The sequence below is a fragment of the Streptomyces sp. NPDC051180 genome (genome assembly GCF_040689545.1).
In the GTDB taxonomy this organism is placed as follows: Bacteria; Actinomycetota; Actinomycetes; order Streptomycetales; family Streptomycetaceae; genus Streptomyces.
In genome coordinates this window covers 125775-140922 of the sequence record NZ_JBFBBC010000002.1, presented here as the reverse complement: position 1 = coordinate 140922, position 15148 = coordinate 125775, and the positions used below count along the sequence as shown (strand labels likewise).

The 15148-nt window shown below is 71.5% G+C and carries 18 protein-coding genes; 12 read left to right on the top strand and 6 right to left on the bottom strand.

Annotation, left to right across the window (positions count from 1 at the left end; translation table 11 throughout):
• Positions 1-47: 47 nt before the first annotated feature.
• The 3 genes from AB0424_RS04095 to AB0424_RS04085 all read right to left on the bottom strand — a co-directional run bounded on the left by AB0424_RS04095 (position 48) and on the right by AB0424_RS04085 (position 2787).
• Entirely contained in the window at positions 48-1016 is a 969-nt protein-coding gene (locus tag AB0424_RS04095) for a COX15/CtaA family protein (protein WP_366302076.1), read from the bottom strand.
• Positions 1017-1090: 74 nt separating this feature from the next.
• On the bottom strand, positions 1091-1858 hold the full coding sequence (locus AB0424_RS04090) for an ABC transporter permease (protein WP_366302074.1): 768 nt from the start codon (positions 1856-1858) through the stop codon (positions 1091-1093).
• Positions 1855-2787, bottom strand: coding sequence for an ABC transporter ATP-binding protein (locus AB0424_RS04085; RefSeq protein WP_366302664.1), 933 nt, complete (start codon positions 2785-2787; stop codon positions 1855-1857). Before AB0424_RS04085 ends, AB0424_RS04090 begins: the two co-directional genes overlap by 4 nt.
• 312 nt (positions 2788-3099) lie before the next feature.
• Here AB0424_RS04085 and AB0424_RS04080 point away from each other — a divergent pair, with 312 nt between their 5' ends.
• From AB0424_RS04080 to AB0424_RS04045, 8 genes are all read left to right on the top strand, one after another.
• On the top strand, positions 3100-3825 hold the full coding sequence (locus tag AB0424_RS04080; RefSeq protein WP_366302072.1) for a metalloregulator ArsR/SmtB family transcription factor: 726 nt from the start codon (positions 3100-3102) through the stop codon (positions 3823-3825).
• Complete coding sequence (gene sufB / locus AB0424_RS04075) at positions 3822-5237, top strand: Fe-S cluster assembly protein SufB (protein WP_056561066.1); 1416 nt, start codon at positions 3822-3824, stop codon at positions 5235-5237. Before AB0424_RS04080 ends, sufB begins: the two co-directional genes overlap by 4 nt.
• Before the next feature lie 63 nt (positions 5238-5300).
• Positions 5301-6482, top strand: coding sequence for a Fe-S cluster assembly protein SufD (gene sufD, locus AB0424_RS04070; RefSeq protein WP_366302069.1), 1182 nt, complete (start codon positions 5301-5303; stop codon positions 6480-6482).
• Positions 6482-6799, top strand: a complete 318-nt coding sequence (locus AB0424_RS04065) for a bifunctional 3-phenylpropionate/cinnamic acid dioxygenase ferredoxin subunit (protein ID WP_366302067.1) — start codon at positions 6482-6484, stop codon at positions 6797-6799. The genes sufD and AB0424_RS04065 overlap by 1 nt, the downstream gene beginning before the upstream one ends.
• A gap of 7 nt (positions 6800-6806) precedes the next feature.
• Complete coding sequence (gene sufC / locus AB0424_RS04060; RefSeq protein ID WP_017238623.1) at positions 6807-7571, top strand: Fe-S cluster assembly ATPase SufC; 765 nt, start codon at positions 6807-6809, stop codon at positions 7569-7571.
• Entirely contained in the window at positions 7568-8836 is a 1269-nt protein-coding gene (locus AB0424_RS04055) for a cysteine desulfurase (protein WP_366302065.1), read from the top strand. Before sufC ends, AB0424_RS04055 begins: the two co-directional genes overlap by 4 nt.
• 10 nt (positions 8837-8846) lie before the next feature.
• Complete coding sequence (gene sufU / locus AB0424_RS04050) at positions 8847-9308, top strand: Fe-S cluster assembly sulfur transfer protein SufU (RefSeq protein WP_250768641.1); 462 nt, start codon at positions 8847-8849, stop codon at positions 9306-9308.
• Entirely contained in the window at positions 9305-9643 is a 339-nt protein-coding gene (locus AB0424_RS04045; protein WP_360782720.1) for a metal-sulfur cluster assembly factor, read from the top strand. The genes sufU and AB0424_RS04045 overlap by 4 nt, the downstream gene beginning before the upstream one ends.
• Before the next feature lie 64 nt (positions 9644-9707).
• On the opposite strand, the gene AB0424_RS04040 is transcribed toward AB0424_RS04045, so the two are convergent.
• Positions 9708-10769, bottom strand: a complete 1062-nt coding sequence (locus AB0424_RS04040) for an oxidoreductase (RefSeq protein WP_366302062.1) — start codon at positions 10767-10769, stop codon at positions 9708-9710.
• A 63-nt stretch (positions 10770-10832) separates the two neighbouring features.
• Between AB0424_RS04040 and AB0424_RS04035 the strand changes: the two genes are divergently transcribed.
• The 3 genes from AB0424_RS04035 (at position 10833) to dapD (ending at position 12860) form a co-directional block, all read left to right on the top strand.
• Positions 10833-11153: a multidrug efflux SMR transporter gene (locus AB0424_RS04035; RefSeq protein ID WP_366302060.1), complete on the top strand. Its 321-nt coding sequence runs from the start codon at positions 10833-10835 to the stop codon at positions 11151-11153.
• On the top strand, positions 11153-11767 hold the full coding sequence (locus AB0424_RS04030) for a TetR family transcriptional regulator (protein WP_366302059.1): 615 nt from the start codon (positions 11153-11155) through the stop codon (positions 11765-11767). The genes AB0424_RS04035 and AB0424_RS04030 overlap by 1 nt, the downstream gene beginning before the upstream one ends.
• Before the next feature lie 109 nt (positions 11768-11876).
• Positions 11877-12860 carry a 2,3,4,5-tetrahydropyridine-2,6-dicarboxylate N-succinyltransferase gene (gene dapD, locus AB0424_RS04025; RefSeq protein ID WP_366302057.1) on the top strand — a complete coding sequence of 328 codons (984 nt, stop codon included), beginning with the start codon at positions 11877-11879 and terminating at the stop codon, positions 12858-12860.
• 39 nt (positions 12861-12899) lie between these two features.
• Here dapD and dapA read toward each other — a convergent pair whose 3' ends face one another.
• Positions 12900-13784, bottom strand: a complete 885-nt coding sequence (dapA, locus tag AB0424_RS04020) for a 4-hydroxy-tetrahydrodipicolinate synthase (protein WP_366302055.1) — start codon at positions 13782-13784, stop codon at positions 12900-12902.
• A 102-nt stretch (positions 13785-13886) separates the two neighbouring features.
• Positions 13887-14330, bottom strand: coding sequence for a GNAT family N-acetyltransferase (locus tag AB0424_RS04015; protein ID WP_366302053.1), 444 nt, complete (start codon positions 14328-14330; stop codon positions 13887-13889).
• 96 nt (positions 14331-14426) lie between these two features.
• On the opposite strand from AB0424_RS04015, the gene AB0424_RS04010 reads away from it, so the two are divergent.
• Positions 14427-15140 carry an antibiotic biosynthesis monooxygenase gene (locus tag AB0424_RS04010; RefSeq protein ID WP_366302051.1) on the top strand — a complete coding sequence of 238 codons (714 nt, stop codon included), beginning with the start codon at positions 14427-14429 and terminating at the stop codon, positions 15138-15140.
• Positions 15141-15148: the final 8 nt, after the last annotated feature.

The window sequence follows — 15148 nt, the reverse complement described above, 5'->3', positions numbered from 1 at the left end:
CCGCGCGGGGGCGGGGTGCGGGCGGACTCGGGTGGTTGCGGAACGGCTCAGGCGGTCGCCAGCTCGGGGTCGGCCTGGGCCGGGATCTCCGGGGTGGGGAGCGGACGCTCGCGCAGGCTCAGGGCGAGGCGCAGCACGGCGATCCACATCAGCGAGGAGCCGAGCATGTGGGCGGCGACCAGGATCTCGGGGACGCCGGTGAAGTACTGGACGTAGCCGATCGCGCCCTGGGCGAGCAGCACGACCAGCAGGTCGCGGGCCCGGGCCCGGGTGTCGACCGGGGCGTCCACCACGCGCAGGACCAGCCACATCGCCAGGGCGAGGGCGCAGACGACCCAGGCGGCGACGGCGTGGACGTGGGCGGCGTCCGTCCAGTCCCACGGCATGCGCGGCACGTCGCTGCTGTCACCGGCGTGCTTGCCGGCTCCGGTGACCGTCGTGCCGAGCACGATCAGCAGGGCGGAGGTGACGGTGATCGCCCAGGAGAGCTTGCGGACCGGCCGCGGCGCGCGCGGCCGGGGGGTGGTGTCGCCCTCGCCGGTCCGGTGCCAGGTGATGACCGCCACCGTGAGGAGGGAGTTCGCGGCGAGGAAGTGACCGGCCACCGTCCACGGGTTGAGGCCCATCCAGACGGTGATGCCGCCGATCACGGCGTTGCTCATCACGATCCAGAACTGCGCCCAGGCCCAGCGGGTCAGGTTCCGGCGCCACGGCTTGGTGCACCGGGCGGCGACGATGGCCCAGCCGACGGCCGCCGACAGGACGTACGTCAGCATCCGGTTGCCGAACTCGATGACGCCGCGGTAGCCCTGCTCGGGCGTCACGATGAGGCTGTCGTCCGTGCACTTCGGCCAGGTGTCGCAGCCGAGACCGGAACCGGTCAGCCGGACCGCGCCACCGGTGACGATGATGAGGACGCTCATCACGACGGCGGAGAGCGCGGCGCGCCGGAGCGTCCGGGGGGACGGGGTCCAGCGCTTGGCGAGGAAGGCGAGGGGGGTCAGCACGGTGCCCATCGTAGGCGGGGGCTTGTGCACGCTTTCACGAGGGGGTGCCTTGTCGGGAAACGTCACCCTCTGAACCGGTTCGGCTACTCCCAGCGGAAGAACCTCGCGGCCGCCCCGAGACCCAGGACCGCCCAGACCGCCAGGACCAGCGCGTCGCCCCACGGCATCGCGGCGCCGTGCTGGAGGACGTCCCGCAGGCCGTCCGAGAGGGCCGAGATCGGCAGCAGCTCCAGGACCGCGCGGGCCGGCTCCGGGAACCGGTCCAGCGGCACGATGACCCCGCCGCCCACCAGGAGCAGCAGGAAGACCAGGTTGGCGGCGGCCAGGGTGGCCTCCGCCTTGAGGGTGCCCGCCATCAGCAGGCCGAGGCCGGAGAAGGCGGCCGTGCCCAGGACGAGGAGCAGCGCGACGGAGAAGGGGCCGCCCTGCGGTGACCAGCCGAGCGCCAGCGCGATCGCGGCCAGGAGCGCGACCTGGAGCACCTCGGTGACCAGCACGGCGAGCGTCTTGGCGGTCATCAGCGCCCAGCGGGGGAGCGGTGAGGCGCCGAGCCGCTTGAGCACCCCGTACCGGCGCTCGAAGCCGGTCGCGATGGCCTGGCCGGTGAAGGCGGTGGAGAGCACCGCGAGCGCCAGCACGCCGGGGGCGAGGAAGTCGACGGCCTCGCCGGCGCCGGTGTCGACGATGTCGACGGTGGAGAACAGGACCAGCAGGAGCGACGGGATGATCACCGTCAGCAGCAGCTGCTCGCCGTTGCGCAGCAGCATCCTGGTCTCCAGGGCGGCCTGCGCGGCGATCATCCGGCCGACGGGGGCGGCTCCCGGCCGGGGGGAGTAGGTGCCAGTGCTCACGACCGCAGTTCCTTGCCCGTCAGTTCGAGGAAGACGTCTTCGAGGGTGTGGCGCTCGACGGAGATGCCGTCGGGCATCACGTCGTGCCGGGCGCACCAGGTGGTCACCGCGGCGAGCAGGCGGGGGTCCACCGCGCCGGTGACGCGGTAGGTGCCGGGGAGCGGTTCCGCCGCGGCGGTGCCGTCGGGCAGCTCCTTGAGCAGGGAGCCGAGGTCGAGGCCGGGGCGCCCGGTGAAGCGCAGGGTGTTCTCGGCGCCGCCGCGGCAGAGCTGCTCGGGGCTGCCCTGGGCGGCGACCCGGCCGGCGTCGACGATGGCGACGTCGTCGGCGAGCTCCTCGGCCTCCTGCATGAAGTGGGTGGTGAGGACCACGGTGACGCCGTCGGCGCGGAGCTCGCGGACGAGCTCCCAGGTGGCCCGGCGGGCCTGCGGGTCGAGGCCCGCGGTCGGCTCGTCCAGGAAGACCAGCTCGGGTCGGCCGACGACGGCCATGGCGAGCGCGAGGCGCTGCTGCTGGCCGCCGGAGAGGCGCCGGTAGGTCGTACGGCCGCAGGAGCCGAGGCCGAGCCGCTCGACGAGGGCGTCCACGTCGAGGGGGTGCGCGTGCAGCTTCGCCATGTGGCGGAGCATCTCGTCGGCCCGGGCTCCGGAGTAGACGCCGCCGGACTGGAGCATGACGCCGATCCGGGGGCGCAGGGCGGCCGCGTCGGCGACCGGGTCGAGGCCGAGGACGCGGACGGTGCCGCCGTCCGGCCTGCGGTATCCCTCGCAGGTCTCGATGGTGGTCGTCTTGCCGGCCCCGTTGGGGCCGAGGACGGCGGTGACGGTGCCCGCCCGCACGTCGAGGTCGAGGCCGTCGACGGCGGTCTTGGCTCCGTACCGCTTGACCAGGCCCCTGACCTGGACGACGGCCTCGCTCTGTGTGGACATCCCGCGCATGACGGGAAGTCTAGAGAGGGCGCGGGGGTCCTCCCGGCGCGGGGCCCGGGCCCCGTCGGCGGTGGCGCGCGGCCGGGCGCGCGCGCCCGGGGCGGCGACCGGGCCGAAAGGGCGCCGCGGCGCGCGCGGGGACCCCTGTGGCCTGCGCGGACGTGTCCTCGGCGCGGCCTGTGGGGGGCGGTGATTCGTCCTACCAATGATCAAATCCGCAGGTCAGGTAAGGCTTACCTGAGTGATGCACGGCACCGCCGGTGGTTCCGGTGCCGCTTGTCACTCGCCGATTAATTACGCAACAATGGCGTTGTGAAAAACGTCGGTGCGGCTCCCGTGGAGGAACTCGCGACCCGTGAGCGTTCGACGCGCAACCGGGTCGCGCGGTCGATCCTGGATCACGGGCCGTCGACCGTCGCCGACCTGGCGGACCGGCTCGGCCTCACCCAGGCCGCCGTCCGGCGCCACCTCGACTCGCTGGTCGCCGAGAACGTCGTCGAGGCCCGCGAGCAGCGCGTCTACGGAACCCGCGCCCGCGGCCGCCCCGCGAAGGTCTTCGCGCTCACCGACTGCGGCCGGGACGCCTTCGACCAGTCCTACGACTCGCTGGCCGTCGAGGCGCTCCGCTGGATCGAGCGGAACGCCGGAGGGGAAGCGGCCGTCGCCGCCTTCGCCCGCGACCGCATCGAGGCCCAGGCGGGCGCGTACCGGGAGGCCGTCGAATCGGCCGACCCCGCCCGGCGGACCGAGGCGCTGGCCAAGGCCCTGACGGCGGACGGGTACGCTGCCACTGCGCGGAACGCGCCGGTCGGCGAGCAGCTCTGCCAGCACCACTGCCCGGTCGCCCACGTCGCCGAGCAGTACCCCCAGCTGTGTGAGGCGGAGACGGAATTCTTCTCCCGCCTCCTGGGAACGCACGTCCAGCGTCTGGCCACCATCGCGCATGGTGACGGCGTCTGCACCACGTTCATCCCGCACAGCGCCCCGCAGACCACGTCATCAGCATCTGTCAGCACGGCCGGGAGGAACCCCGCATGACCACCGAGATCAGCCACCCCGAGCTTGAGGGCCTGGGTCGGTACGAGTACGGCTGGGCCGACTCCGACACTGCCGGTGCCACCGCCAAGCGCGGACTCAACGAGGACGTCGTCCGCGACATCTCCTCGAAGAAGAACGAGCCCGAGTGGATGCTGAAGCTCCGTCTCAAGGGTCTGCGCCTCTTCGGCAAGAAGCCCATGCCGACCTGGGGCTCCGACCTCTCGGGCATCGACTTCGACAACATCAAGTACTTCGTGCGGTCCACCGAGAAGCAGGCCGAGTCCTGGGAGGACCTGCCGGAGGACATCAAGAACACGTACGACAAGCTCGGCATCCCCGAGGCGGAGAAGCAGCGCCTCGTCGCCGGTGTCGCCGCCCAGTACGAGTCCGAGGTCGTCTACCACCAGATCCGCGAGGACCTGGAGGAGCAGGGCGTCATCTTCGTCGACACCGACACCGCGCTGAAGGAGCACGAGGAGCTCTTCCGCGAGTACTTCGGCACCGTCATCCCGGTCGGCGACAACAAGTTCGCCTCGCTGAACACGGCCGTGTGGTCCGGCGGCTCCTTCATCTACGTGCCGAAGGGCGTGCACGTCGAGATCCCGCTGCAGGCGTACTTCCGTATCAACACGGAGAACATGGGCCAGTTCGAGCGGACGCTGATCATCGTCGACGAGGACGCCTACGTCCACTACGTCGAGGGCTGCACCGCCCCGATCTACTCGTCGGACTCGCTGCACAGCGCCGTCGTCGAGATCATCGTCAAGAAGGGCGGCCGCTGCCGCTACACGACCATCCAGAACTGGTCGAACAACGTCTACAACCTGGTGACCAAGCGCGCCGTCGCCTACGAGGGCGCCACCATGGAGTGGGTCGACGGCAACATCGGCTCCAAGGTCACCATGAAGTACCCGGCCGTCTACCTGATGGGCGAGCACGCCAAGGGCGAGACGCTCTCCATCGCGTTCGCGGGCGAGGGCCAGCACCAGGACGCCGGCGCCAAGATGGTCCACATGGCGCCGAACACCTCCTCCAACATCGTCTCCAAGTCGGTGGCGCGAGGCGGCGGCCGCACCTCCTACCGCGGTCTCATCGAGATCGGCGAGGGTGCCCCGGGCGCCAAGTCGAACGTCCTCTGCGACGCGCTGCTCGTCGACACGATCTCCCGCTCCGACACGTACCCCTACGTGGACGTGCGCGAGGACGACGTCTCCATGGGGCACGAGGCCACCGTCTCCAAGGTCTCCGAGGACCAGCTCTTCTACCTCATGAGCCGCGGCCTCACCGAGTTCGAGGCGATGGCGATGATCGTTCGAGGCTTCGTCGAGCCCATCGCCAAGGAGCTGCCGATGGAATACGCCCTGGAGCTCAACCGGCTGATCGAGCTGCAGATGGAAGGTGCGGTCGGCTAGGAGCCCGCCCCACCCACGCAGCGACCGATTTCTTTTACGCAGGAAGAGAGCAACACGACAGCCATGGCTGAGGCTCAGTACATCCCGGCGGGCTCCACCACCGCCGGCTCCATCGCGGTGGCCGCCGAGTCCACCGTCGCCACGCGCATGAGCGCGCCCCCGTCCTTCGACGTCGCGGACTTCCCCGTCCCGCACGGCCGTGAAGAGGAGTGGCGCTTCACGCCGCTGGCGCGTCTGCGCGGCCTCCACGACGGCACCGCGGTCGCCTCCGGCGAGGGCGTCAAGGTCGAGATCGAGGCCCCCGAGGGCGTCACCGTGGAGGCCGTCGGCCGCGAGGACCAGCGCCTCGGCAAGGCCGGCACGCCCGTCGACCGCGTCGCCGCCCAGGCGTACTCGTCCTTCGAGAAGGCGTCGGTCGTCACCGTCGCCAAGGAGGCCGTCCTCGCCGAGCCGATCCGCATCGCGGTGCACGGCGTCGGCGGGGTCGCCTTCGGCCACCTCTCGATCGAGCTCGGCGCCTTCGCCGAGGCCGTCGTGGTCATCGACCACACCGGTGACGCCGTCCTCGCCGCCAACGTCGACTACGTCCTCGGCGACGGCGCCAAGCTGACGGTCGTCTCCGTCCAGGACTGGGACGAGAACGCCGTCCACGTCGCCCAGCACAACGCGCTGGTCGGCCGCGACGCCTCCTTCAAGTCGGTCGTCGTCACCTTCGGCGGCGACGTCGTCCGCATCCACCCGCGCGTCTCCTACGCGGCGCCGGGCGGCGAGGCCGAGCTCTTCGGCCTGTACTTCACCGACGCCGGCCAGCACCAGGAGCACCGCCTGCTGGTCGACCACAACACCCCGCACTGCAAGTCCAACGTGGCCTACAAGGGCGCGCTGCAGGGCCAGGACGCGCACGCCGTCTGGATCGGCGACGTGCTTATCCAGGCCGCCGCCGAGGGCACCGACACGTACGAGCTCAACCGGAACCTGGTCCTCACGGACGGCGCCCGGGTCGACTCCGTGCCGAACCTGGAGATCGAGACCGGCGAGATCGCCGGCGCCGGTCACGCCTCGGCCACCGGCCGCTTCGACGACGAGCAGCTCTTCTACCTGATGGCCCGCGGCATCCCGGAGGCCGAGGCCCGCCGCCTCGTCGTCCGCGGCTTCTTCGCTGAGCTGGTCCAGCAGATCGGTCTGCCCGACGTCCAGGAGCGCCTGATCGCCAAGATCGAGGCCGAGCTGGAGGCGTCGGTCTGATGGCCTTCGTCCGAGTCTGCGCGCTGAGCGAGCTGGAGACCGACACCCCCAAGCGGGTCGAGGTGGACGGCACGCCGATCTCCCTCGTGCACACCGAGGGCGAGGTGTTCGCGATCAACGACATCTGCTCGCACGCGAACGTCTCCCTCTCGGAGGGCGAGGTCGAGGACTGCTCCATCGAGTGCTGGCTGCACGGCTCCAGCTTCGACCTGCGCACCGGCAAGCCCTCGGGCCTGCCCGCGACGCGCCCCGTCCCCGTATACCCCGTAAAGATCGAAGGGGACGATGTGCTCGTCTCCGTCACCCAGGAGTCCTGAGTCACCCATGGCTACGCTTGAAATCCACGACCTGCACGTCTCCGTCGAGGCGGAGAACGGTCCCCGCGAGATCCTCAAGGGCGTCGACCTGACCATCAAGCAGGGCGAGACCCACGCCGTCATGGGCCCCAACGGCTCCGGCAAGTCGACCCTGGCGTACTCCCTCGCCGGCCACCCGAAGTACACGGTCACCGGCGGCACCGTCACCCTCGACGGCGAGGACGTCCTGGAGATGTCGGTCGACGAGCGCGCCCGCGCCGGCGTCTTCCTCGCCATGCAGTACCCGGTCGAGGTCCCCGGCGTCTCGGTCTCCAACTTCCTGCGCACCTCCGCCACCGCCGTCCGCGGCGAGGCCCCCAAGCTGCGCACCTGGGTGAAGGAGGTCAAGTCCGCCATGGAGCAGCTCCAGATGGACCCGGCCTTCGCCGAGCGCAACGTCAACGAGGGCTTCTCCGGCGGTGAGAAGAAGCGCCACGAGATCCTGCAGCTGGAGCTCCTCAAGCCGAAGATCGCGATCCTCGACGAGACCGACTCCGGCCTCGACGTCGACGCGCTCCGCATCGTCTCCGAGGGCGTCAACCGCGTGCGTGAGACGGGTGAGGTCGGCACCCTGCTGATCACCCACTACACGCGCATCCTGCGCTACATCAAGCCCGACTTCGTGCACGTCTTCGCGAACGGCCGCATCGCCGAGTCCGGCGGTGCCGAGCTCGCCGACCAGCTGGAGAACGAGGGCTACGACAAGTACGTGAAGGGTGGCGCATCCGCGTGACTTCTGCCCATCAGGGGCTCTCCGGCCTCCTCGACACCGAGGCGATCCGCAAGGACTTCCCGCTCCTGGATCGCGTGGTCCACGACGGCAAGAAGATCGTGTACCTCGACTCCGCGGCGACCTCGCAGAAGCCGCGGCAGGTCCTCGACGCGCTCAACACGTACTACGAGCGCCACAACGCCAACGTCCACCGCGGCGTCTACACGGTCGCCGAGGAGGCGACGGCGCTGTACGAAGGCGCCCGTGACAAGGTCGCGGCCTTCATCAACGCGCCGAGCCGCGACGAGGTGATCTTCACCAAGAACGCCTCGGAGTCGCTCAACCTCGTGGCCAACATGCTGGGCTGGGCCGAGGAGCCCTACCGCGTGGACCACGAGACCGAGATCGCCATCACGGAGATGGAGCACCACTCCAACATCGTGCCGTGGCAGCTGCTCTCGCAGCGCACGGGCGCGAAGCTGAAGTGGTTCGGCCTCACCGACGACGGCCGTCTCGACCTCTCGAACATCGAGGAGGTCATCACCGAGAAGACCAAGATCGTCTCGTTCACGCTGGTCTCGAACCTGCTGGGCACGGTCAACCCGGTGGAGACCATCATCCGCCGCGCCCAGGAGGTCGGTGCGCTCGTCTGCATCGACGCCTCCCAGGCGGCCCCGCACATGGTCCTGGACGTGCAGGCGCTCCAGGCCGACTTCGTGGCCTTCACCGGCCACAAGATGTGCGGCCCGACCGGCATCGGCGTGCTGTGGGGACGGCAGGAGCTCCTGGAGGACCTCCCGCCCTTCCTCGGCGGCGGCGAGATGATCGAGACCGTGTCGATGCACTCCTCGACGTACGCGCCGGCCCCGCACAAGTTCGAGGCGGGCACGCCCCCGATCGCCCAGGCCGTCGGCCTCGGCGCGGCCGTGGACTACCTGTCGGCGATCGGCATGGAGAACATCGCGCGCCACGAGCACGCGATCACCGAGTACGCCGTCCGGCGCCTCCAGGAGGTTCCGGACCTGCGGATCATCGGCCCCACCACGGCCGAGGACCGCGGCGCGGCGATCTCCTTCACGCTGGGCGACATCCACCCGCACGACGTGGGCCAGGTCCTCGACGAGCAGGGCATCGCGGTCCGGGTCGGCCACCACTGCGCGCGGCCGGTCTGCCTGCGGTACGGAATTCCTGCGACCACGCGGGCGTCGTTCTATCTGTACTCCACTCCGGCCGAGGTCGACGCCCTGGTCGAGGGTCTGGAGCACGTACGGAACTTCTTCGGCTAGGGGACGGCTCGTGAAGCTGGATTCGATGTACCAGGACGTCATCCTGGACCACTACAAGCACCCGCACGGGCGCGGTCTTCGGGACGGCGACGCCGAGGTGCACCACGTCAACCCGACGTGCGGCGACGAGATCACGCTCCGCGTGAAATACGACGGCTCGCGTATCGAGGACGTGTCGTACGAGGGCCAGGGCTGCTCGATCAGCCAGGCATCGGCGTCCGTCCTCAACGAGCTGCTCGTCGGCAAGGAGCTGGCCGAGGCGCAGCGGATCCAGGGCACCTTCCTGGAGCTGATGCAGTCCAAGGGCCAGATCGAGCCCGACGACGCGATGGAGGAGATCCTGGAGGACGCGGTCGCGTTCGCCGGTGTCTCCAAGTACCCGGCCCGTGTGAAGTGCGCGCTGCTCAGCTGGATGGCGTGGAAGGACGCGACCGCCCAGGCGCTGGGCGACGCGGAGAGGAAGTCGGCATGACCGAGAACGCCGAGGCCACCATGAAGCCGGCCTCCGAGGAAGAAGTCCGTGAGGCGCTGTACGACGTCGTCGACCCCGAGCTGGGCATCGACGTCGTCAACCTGGGCCTCATCTACGGCATCCACATCGACGACGCGAACATCGCGACGCTGGACATGACCCTGACGTCGGCGGCCTGCCCGCTGACCGATGTGATCGAGGACCAGGCGAAGTCCGCGACGGACGGCATCGTCAACGAGCTGAAGATCAACTGGGTCTGGATGCCGCCGTGGGGCCCGGACAAGATCACGGACGACGGCCGCGAGCAGCTGCGCGCGCTCGGCTTCAACGTCTGACCCGTCCGCGGGAGAACGGCCGTGCCCTTCGGGGCACGGCCGTTTCGCGTGCCGGGAGGCCGTCCTAGAAGACGCCGGCCGCGCGGGCGAGTTCCGGGGCCAGGTTCTCCTTGCGGATGCGCTGGTCGACGTAGAGCAGGGAGGCGACCAGCGGCGGGAAGAGGGAGACGACCGCCTGGCTGACGAGCTGGCCCACGGCGAGGAAGCCGAAGAGGACCGCGAAGGACGCGATCAGGGCGCCGGGGTCGTCGCCGGAGAAGTCGACGGCCGCCAGCGGCGCCGTGACCAGCACGGAGAGCAGCTGCTGGATCAGCCAGCCCGCGAACGAGGCCATCGCACCGATGGCGAGCAGGCAGCCGAACAGCCGCCACCAGGAGTCGCGGACCAGGAACGACGAGCGGCGCATCGAGGCGACGGCGCCCTGCCCCTCGACGACCGCCGCGGCCGGGGCGAGGCTGAACTTCACCCAGATCCAGGCCGCGAGCGGGGTGATGAGCAGGGCCAGGACGACGGCGACCAGCGGGACGACCCACAGACCGCTGCCGGGGGCGTCCGAGTCGGCCGCGGCCGAGAGCAGGGCGGCGAAGGTCCCGGCGAAGGCCACGGCGACGAGCGCCACCGGGAGCAGCAGGAGGAGGCTGGTCAGCACGACCGTGCCCAGGACGGCCGGCATCCGTGACCAGGCGCGTCGCCAGACCGCCCCGAAGGTGGTCGGCCGGCCGAGGACGGCCTCCTGGACGACGGCCGGGCAGGCGGCCGCCACGACGGCGTTGGCGCAGACCATGGCGATCATGGCCGCGAGCCAGACGCAGACGAAGGCGACGATCAGCGGGCGGACGTCGTCCCAGGCCGGCTCCTGGCCCGACGGCAGGTCGAACACGGCGGGGAAGAGGTCGCCGACGGCGGCGTACGCGATGCCGACGGCCGCCCCGACGAGCAGCAGCGCGGTGCCGTAGACGGCCGCGGTGACGCCGAGCAGCTGCTTCCAGTAGCGGCCGAAGGTGGCGAAGGCCCCGCCGAGGACGGTGCCGAACGAGAGCGGGGCCAGGGGTATCACGCCGGGCTTCGGCGGAGGAGGCGGCGGCGCGTAGCCGTAGCCGTAGGGCGGGCCTGGGGGATACGTCATGCGGGACACGGTATCGGTGCCCTTTGTGTACGACCGTACGCATCGCTGTGTACGCTCGTACGCATGGGTTACGGACTGCTGGCGGGCGCCATCGTGGCGGAGATCCTCGCCACCACCTCGATGAAGTACAGCGACGGCTTCAGCAAGCTCTGGCCCTCGCTGGTCACCGGTGTCGGCTACCTGATCGCGTTCGCCCTCCTGGCGCAGGCGCTCAAGACGCTCCAGGTCGGCACCGCCTACGCCATCTGGTCGGGCGTCGGCACCGCGGCCGTCGCCGCCATCGGCTTCCTCTTCCTCGGCGAGAGCCTCAACGCCGCCAAGATCGCCGGGATCGTCCTCATCATCGCGGGGGTCGCCGTCCTCAACCTCGGCGGGGCGCACTGATGGCCCGCCCGCGGCGCCACGACCCCGAACGGCGCGAGCGGATCGTCGACGCGGCCCTCCGGGTGGCCGGACGGTCCGGCATCGCCGGGCTGAGCCACCGCACGGTCGCCGCCGAGGCCGACGTGCCCCTCGGCTCCACCACGTACCACTTCGCCTCCCTCGACGAACTCCTCGTCGCCGCGCTGCGCAAGGCCAACGAGGGCTTCGGCCGGCTGCTGCGGGAGACCCCGGGCCTCACCGCGCCGGACGTCGACCTGGCCACCGCCCTCGCCCGGCTCCTCGGCGCGTGGCTGGGCGGCGAACGCGCGCGCGTGGAGCTGGAGTACGAGCTCTACCTGGCCGCGCTGCGCCGCCCCGCCCTGCGCCCCGTCGCCGCCGAGTGGACCGAGAGCGTCACCGCCGCCCTCGCCTCCCGCACCGACCCCGTCACCGCCCGCGCCGTCGTCGCCCTCATGGACGGCATCTGCCTCCAGGTCCTGCTCACGGACGGCGCGTACGACGAGGAGTACGCGAGGCTCGTGCTGGCGCGGATCCTGGACGCGGGGCCGAAGGGAGCGTCACCGGCCTCGAAGGGGGCGGCCCGCGGGCCGAAGGGAGCGTCACCGGGGGTCTGAAGGAAGTGCCGAGACCGCCCTCCGGGGGTTCGTCGGAACGCCCTACGGGCTCGCCCGACACCTGAGACCGGTTGGCCCGGGCGGGGGCCCGCCCGTTAGGTTTTCCGTCATGACCACTGCTCCTCGCACCACCGGCGCCGTCGCCGCCGGCCTCGCCACCATCTCCGGCGACGGCACCGTTCTCGACACCTGGTTCCCCGCCCCCGAGCTGACCGAAGCGGCCGGCCCCGCCGGCACCGAGCGGCTCACCCCCGACGAGGCGGTGAACGCCCTCGGCGAGGGCGCCGCCAAGGCCCTCGGGGTGGACGCCCGCCGCGGCGTCGAGGTGGTCGCCGTCCGCACCGTGATCTCCTCGCTCGACGACAAGCCGCTCGACGCCCACGACGCCTACCTGCGCCTGCACCTGCTCAGCCACCGGCTGGTCAAGCCGCACGGCCAGAGCCTGGACGGCGTCTTCGGCCTGCTCGCCAACGTCGCCTGGACCTCGCTCGGCCCGGTCGCCGTCGACGACGTCGAGAAGGTGCGGCTCAACGCCCGCGCCGAGGGCCTGCACCTCCAGGTCACCTCGATCGACAAGTTCCCCCGCATGACCGACTACGTCGTGCCCGCCGGCGTCCGCGTCGCCGACGCCGACCGCGTCCGCCTCGGCGCCCACCTCGCCGCCGGCACCACCGTCATGCACGAGGGCTTCGTCAACTTCAACGCCGGCACCCTCGGCACCTCCATGGTCGAGGGCCGTATCTCCGCCGGCGTCGTCGTCGGCAACGGCTCCGACATCGGCGGCGGCGCCTCCACCATGGGCACCCTCTCCGGTGGCGGCAACGTCGTCATCTCGATCGGCGAGCGCTGCCTGATCGGCGCCGAGGCGGGCGTCGGCATCGCGCTGGGCGACGAGTGCGTCGTCGAGGCCGGCCTCTACGTCACCGCCGGCACCCGGATCACCATGCCCGACGGCCAGATCGTGAAGGCCCGCGAGCTCTCCGGCGCCTCGAACATCCTCTTCCGCCGCAACTCGGTCACCGGCACCGTCGAGGCCCGCCCGAACAACGCGGTCTGGGGCGGCCTCAACGACATCCTCCACAGCCACAACTGACCGGGCGCGCCCTGGGCCGGGCGGCCCCCTCGGCCGGATCTACACCGTCGACTCCGCCTGAACCAGCGCCTCGTACGCCTTCCGCAGCCCGTCGGCCGTCTCCCGGTCGGCGGGCTGCAGCGGTTCGCGCACCGTCCTGCCGAGGAGCGCCTTCACGGTGACCGTGCCGGGCAGGCCGGCGGCCATCATCAGCTCGGTGAGCGGCAGGTTCCGGGCGTGCAGGCGGGCCGCCCCGGCGGTGTCGCCCGCGTCGAAGGCGTCCAGGACCGCCCGCATCGGACGCGGCACCACGTTCGCGACCGTGCTGACGTATCCCGCGGCGCCGATCGCGTACAGCGGCAGGTTGAGCTCGTCGCAGCCGGAGTAGTAGGCGAGTTCGCTCTCCGCGATGACCCGCGCCGAACCCAGCAGGTCGTAGGAGCAGTCCTTCACCGCGACGATCCGCGGGTGCGCGGCGAGCCGCAGCATCGTCGCGGGCTCGACGCGGGTGCCGGTGCGGCCGGGGATGTCGTAGACCATGACCGGCAGCCCGGTCGCGTCCGCGACCTTCAGGAAGTGCGCCTCGACGGCCGCCTGGGGCGGTCGGCTGTAGTACGGGGTGACGACCAGCAGCCCGTCGGCCCCGGCCCGTTCGGCCTGCCGGGCCAGCTCCGCGGTGTGACGGGTGTCGGCGGTCCCGACGCCCGCGACGACGGACGGGCCGGGGCCGACCGCCTCCCGCACCGCGCGGACGAGCGCCGCCTTCTCGGCGTCGGTGGTGGTCGGGGACTCCCCGGTGGTCCCGCTGAGGACCAGACCGTCGCAGCCGTCCGCGACGAGACGCACGGCCAGCTCTCCCGCCCCGTCGAGGTCGAGCGCGCCGGACGGGGCGAACGGGGTGATCATCGCGCAGAGCGCGCGGCCGAAAGGACGTGCAGGAGTCATGCGACAAGTCTGGGCACACCCGACCATGTAGGTCCACTTAGACCTTCTTGGTTCGAGGGATAAGCGCTGCTGAAGGGTTCTGCCGGAGAGTACGCGTCCGCGCTAGAGCGTCCGCTTGAAGCCGTCGTGGCTGCGTGCGAAGCCCAGGGAGGCGTAGAAGCGATGGGCCTGTGTGCGCCGCTTGTCGCTGGTGAGCTGGACGAGCGCGCAGCCGCGCTCCCGCGCGCGTGCCGCCGCCCGCTCCATCAGCTCCCGGCCGAGGCCGCCGCCACGCCGGTCGGCCCTGATCCGGACCGCCTCGATCAGGGCCCGCTCGGCGCCGCCCCTGCCGAGCCCCGGGATGTACGTGGCCTGGAGGCAGCCCACGACGAGACCGTCGTCCACCAGGACCAGCATCTCGTTGCGCGGGTCGCCCTCGATGGCGGCGAAGGCCCGCTCGTACGCCTCGGTGACGGTGACCGAGGCGGGGTCCACGACCCGCTCCTCGTCGGCGAGCAGGGCCAGGACGGCGGGCAGTTCGGCGCGGGTGGCGGGGCGGAGGATCATGCCGGGAGTCTCGCACGGGGCGGAGGCTTGACCTCGACCAAGGTCGAGGTGTGACGGTGGAGGGGTCCGAGCCGATCACGGTCGAAGGAGTCCCGCATGAACGCCGTCGCACACCCCGACGCCCGCCCCGACCTCCACCGCCCCGGAGTGGGAGCCGTCCTCGTCAGCACCTGGCGGGTCGGCACCCCCGAGCGGCAGCGGGCCGCCGTCGAGGCCATCCGCACGGCCTGGGAGCGCAGGGAGTGGCCCGACCTGGGGCTGCTCTCGTACAGCGTCCACATCGGGACCGACGGGGACACGCTCCTGCACTACTCGCAGTGGACCGGGCAGAGCGCCTACGACGACTTCGTGCGCGCCTACCGCGACGACCGGAACGCCGAGATCGACGCGGCCGTCCCCGGCATCGAGCGGGTGGAGCTCCGCCGGTACGCGCCGGTCCACCGTTCCGCGGTCCGCGGCGGGACGGGCGCCGGGGAGCTGCCCGGGGTCGTCGTGGTCGTCGAGGCCGACTTCGACGGCCCAGGGGAGGGACGCCGGGAGGCGTGGGTGGACGCCGTCTTCGCCGCCCTCGACGAGGACACGGCGGCCGGGCGGGTGTCCGGCGGGATCAGCGGCCGGTTCCATCTGTCCGTCGACGGCGGCCGGGTCCTGAACTACGCCGAGTGGGAGAGCGAGCGGGCCCACGAGGAGTGGCTGGCCGACGACGGCCGGCAGGGCGAGGCGTGGCAGCGGGTGCACCACCACCCGGGGCTCACGGGCGGCCGGGTGCGGCGGTACACGCCCGCGCTCACTCTGAGCGCGGGCGTGTGACCGGGCCT

Coding starts and splice junctions, on each gene's coding strand:
- AB0424_RS04095 (WP_366302076.1), bottom strand. CDS start 1,016: ATGGGCACCGTGCTGACCCCCCTCGCCTTCCTCGCCAAGCGCTGGACC.
- AB0424_RS04085 (WP_366302664.1), bottom strand. CDS start 2,787: ATGTCCACACAGAGCGAGGCCGTCGTCCAGGTCAGGGGCCTGGTCAAG.
- sufB (WP_056561066.1), top strand. CDS start 3,822: ATGACCACCGAGATCAGCCACCCCGAGCTTGAGGGCCTGGGTCGGTAC.
- sufD (WP_366302069.1), top strand. CDS start 5,301: ATGGCTGAGGCTCAGTACATCCCGGCGGGCTCCACCACCGCCGGCTCC.
- AB0424_RS04065 (WP_366302067.1), top strand. CDS start 6,482: ATGGCCTTCGTCCGAGTCTGCGCGCTGAGCGAGCTGGAGACCGACACC.
- sufC (WP_017238623.1), top strand. CDS start 6,807: ATGGCTACGCTTGAAATCCACGACCTGCACGTCTCCGTCGAGGCGGAG.
- AB0424_RS04045 (WP_360782720.1), top strand. CDS start 9,305: ATGACCGAGAACGCCGAGGCCACCATGAAGCCGGCCTCCGAGGAAGAA.
- AB0424_RS04040 (WP_366302062.1), bottom strand. CDS start 10,769: ATGACGTATCCCCCAGGCCCGCCCTACGGCTACGGCTACGCGCCGCCG.
- AB0424_RS04035 (WP_366302060.1), top strand. CDS start 10,833: ATGGGTTACGGACTGCTGGCGGGCGCCATCGTGGCGGAGATCCTCGCC.
- AB0424_RS04030 (WP_366302059.1), top strand. CDS start 11,153: ATGGCCCGCCCGCGGCGCCACGACCCCGAACGGCGCGAGCGGATCGTC.
- dapD (WP_366302057.1), top strand. CDS start 11,877: ATGACCACTGCTCCTCGCACCACCGGCGCCGTCGCCGCCGGCCTCGCC.
- dapA (WP_366302055.1), bottom strand. CDS start 13,784: ATGACTCCTGCACGTCCTTTCGGCCGCGCGCTCTGCGCGATGATCACC.
- AB0424_RS04015 (WP_366302053.1), bottom strand. CDS start 14,330: ATGATCCTCCGCCCCGCCACCCGCGCCGAACTGCCCGCCGTCCTGGCC.
- AB0424_RS04010 (WP_366302051.1), top strand. CDS start 14,427: ATGAACGCCGTCGCACACCCCGACGCCCGCCCCGACCTCCACCGCCCC.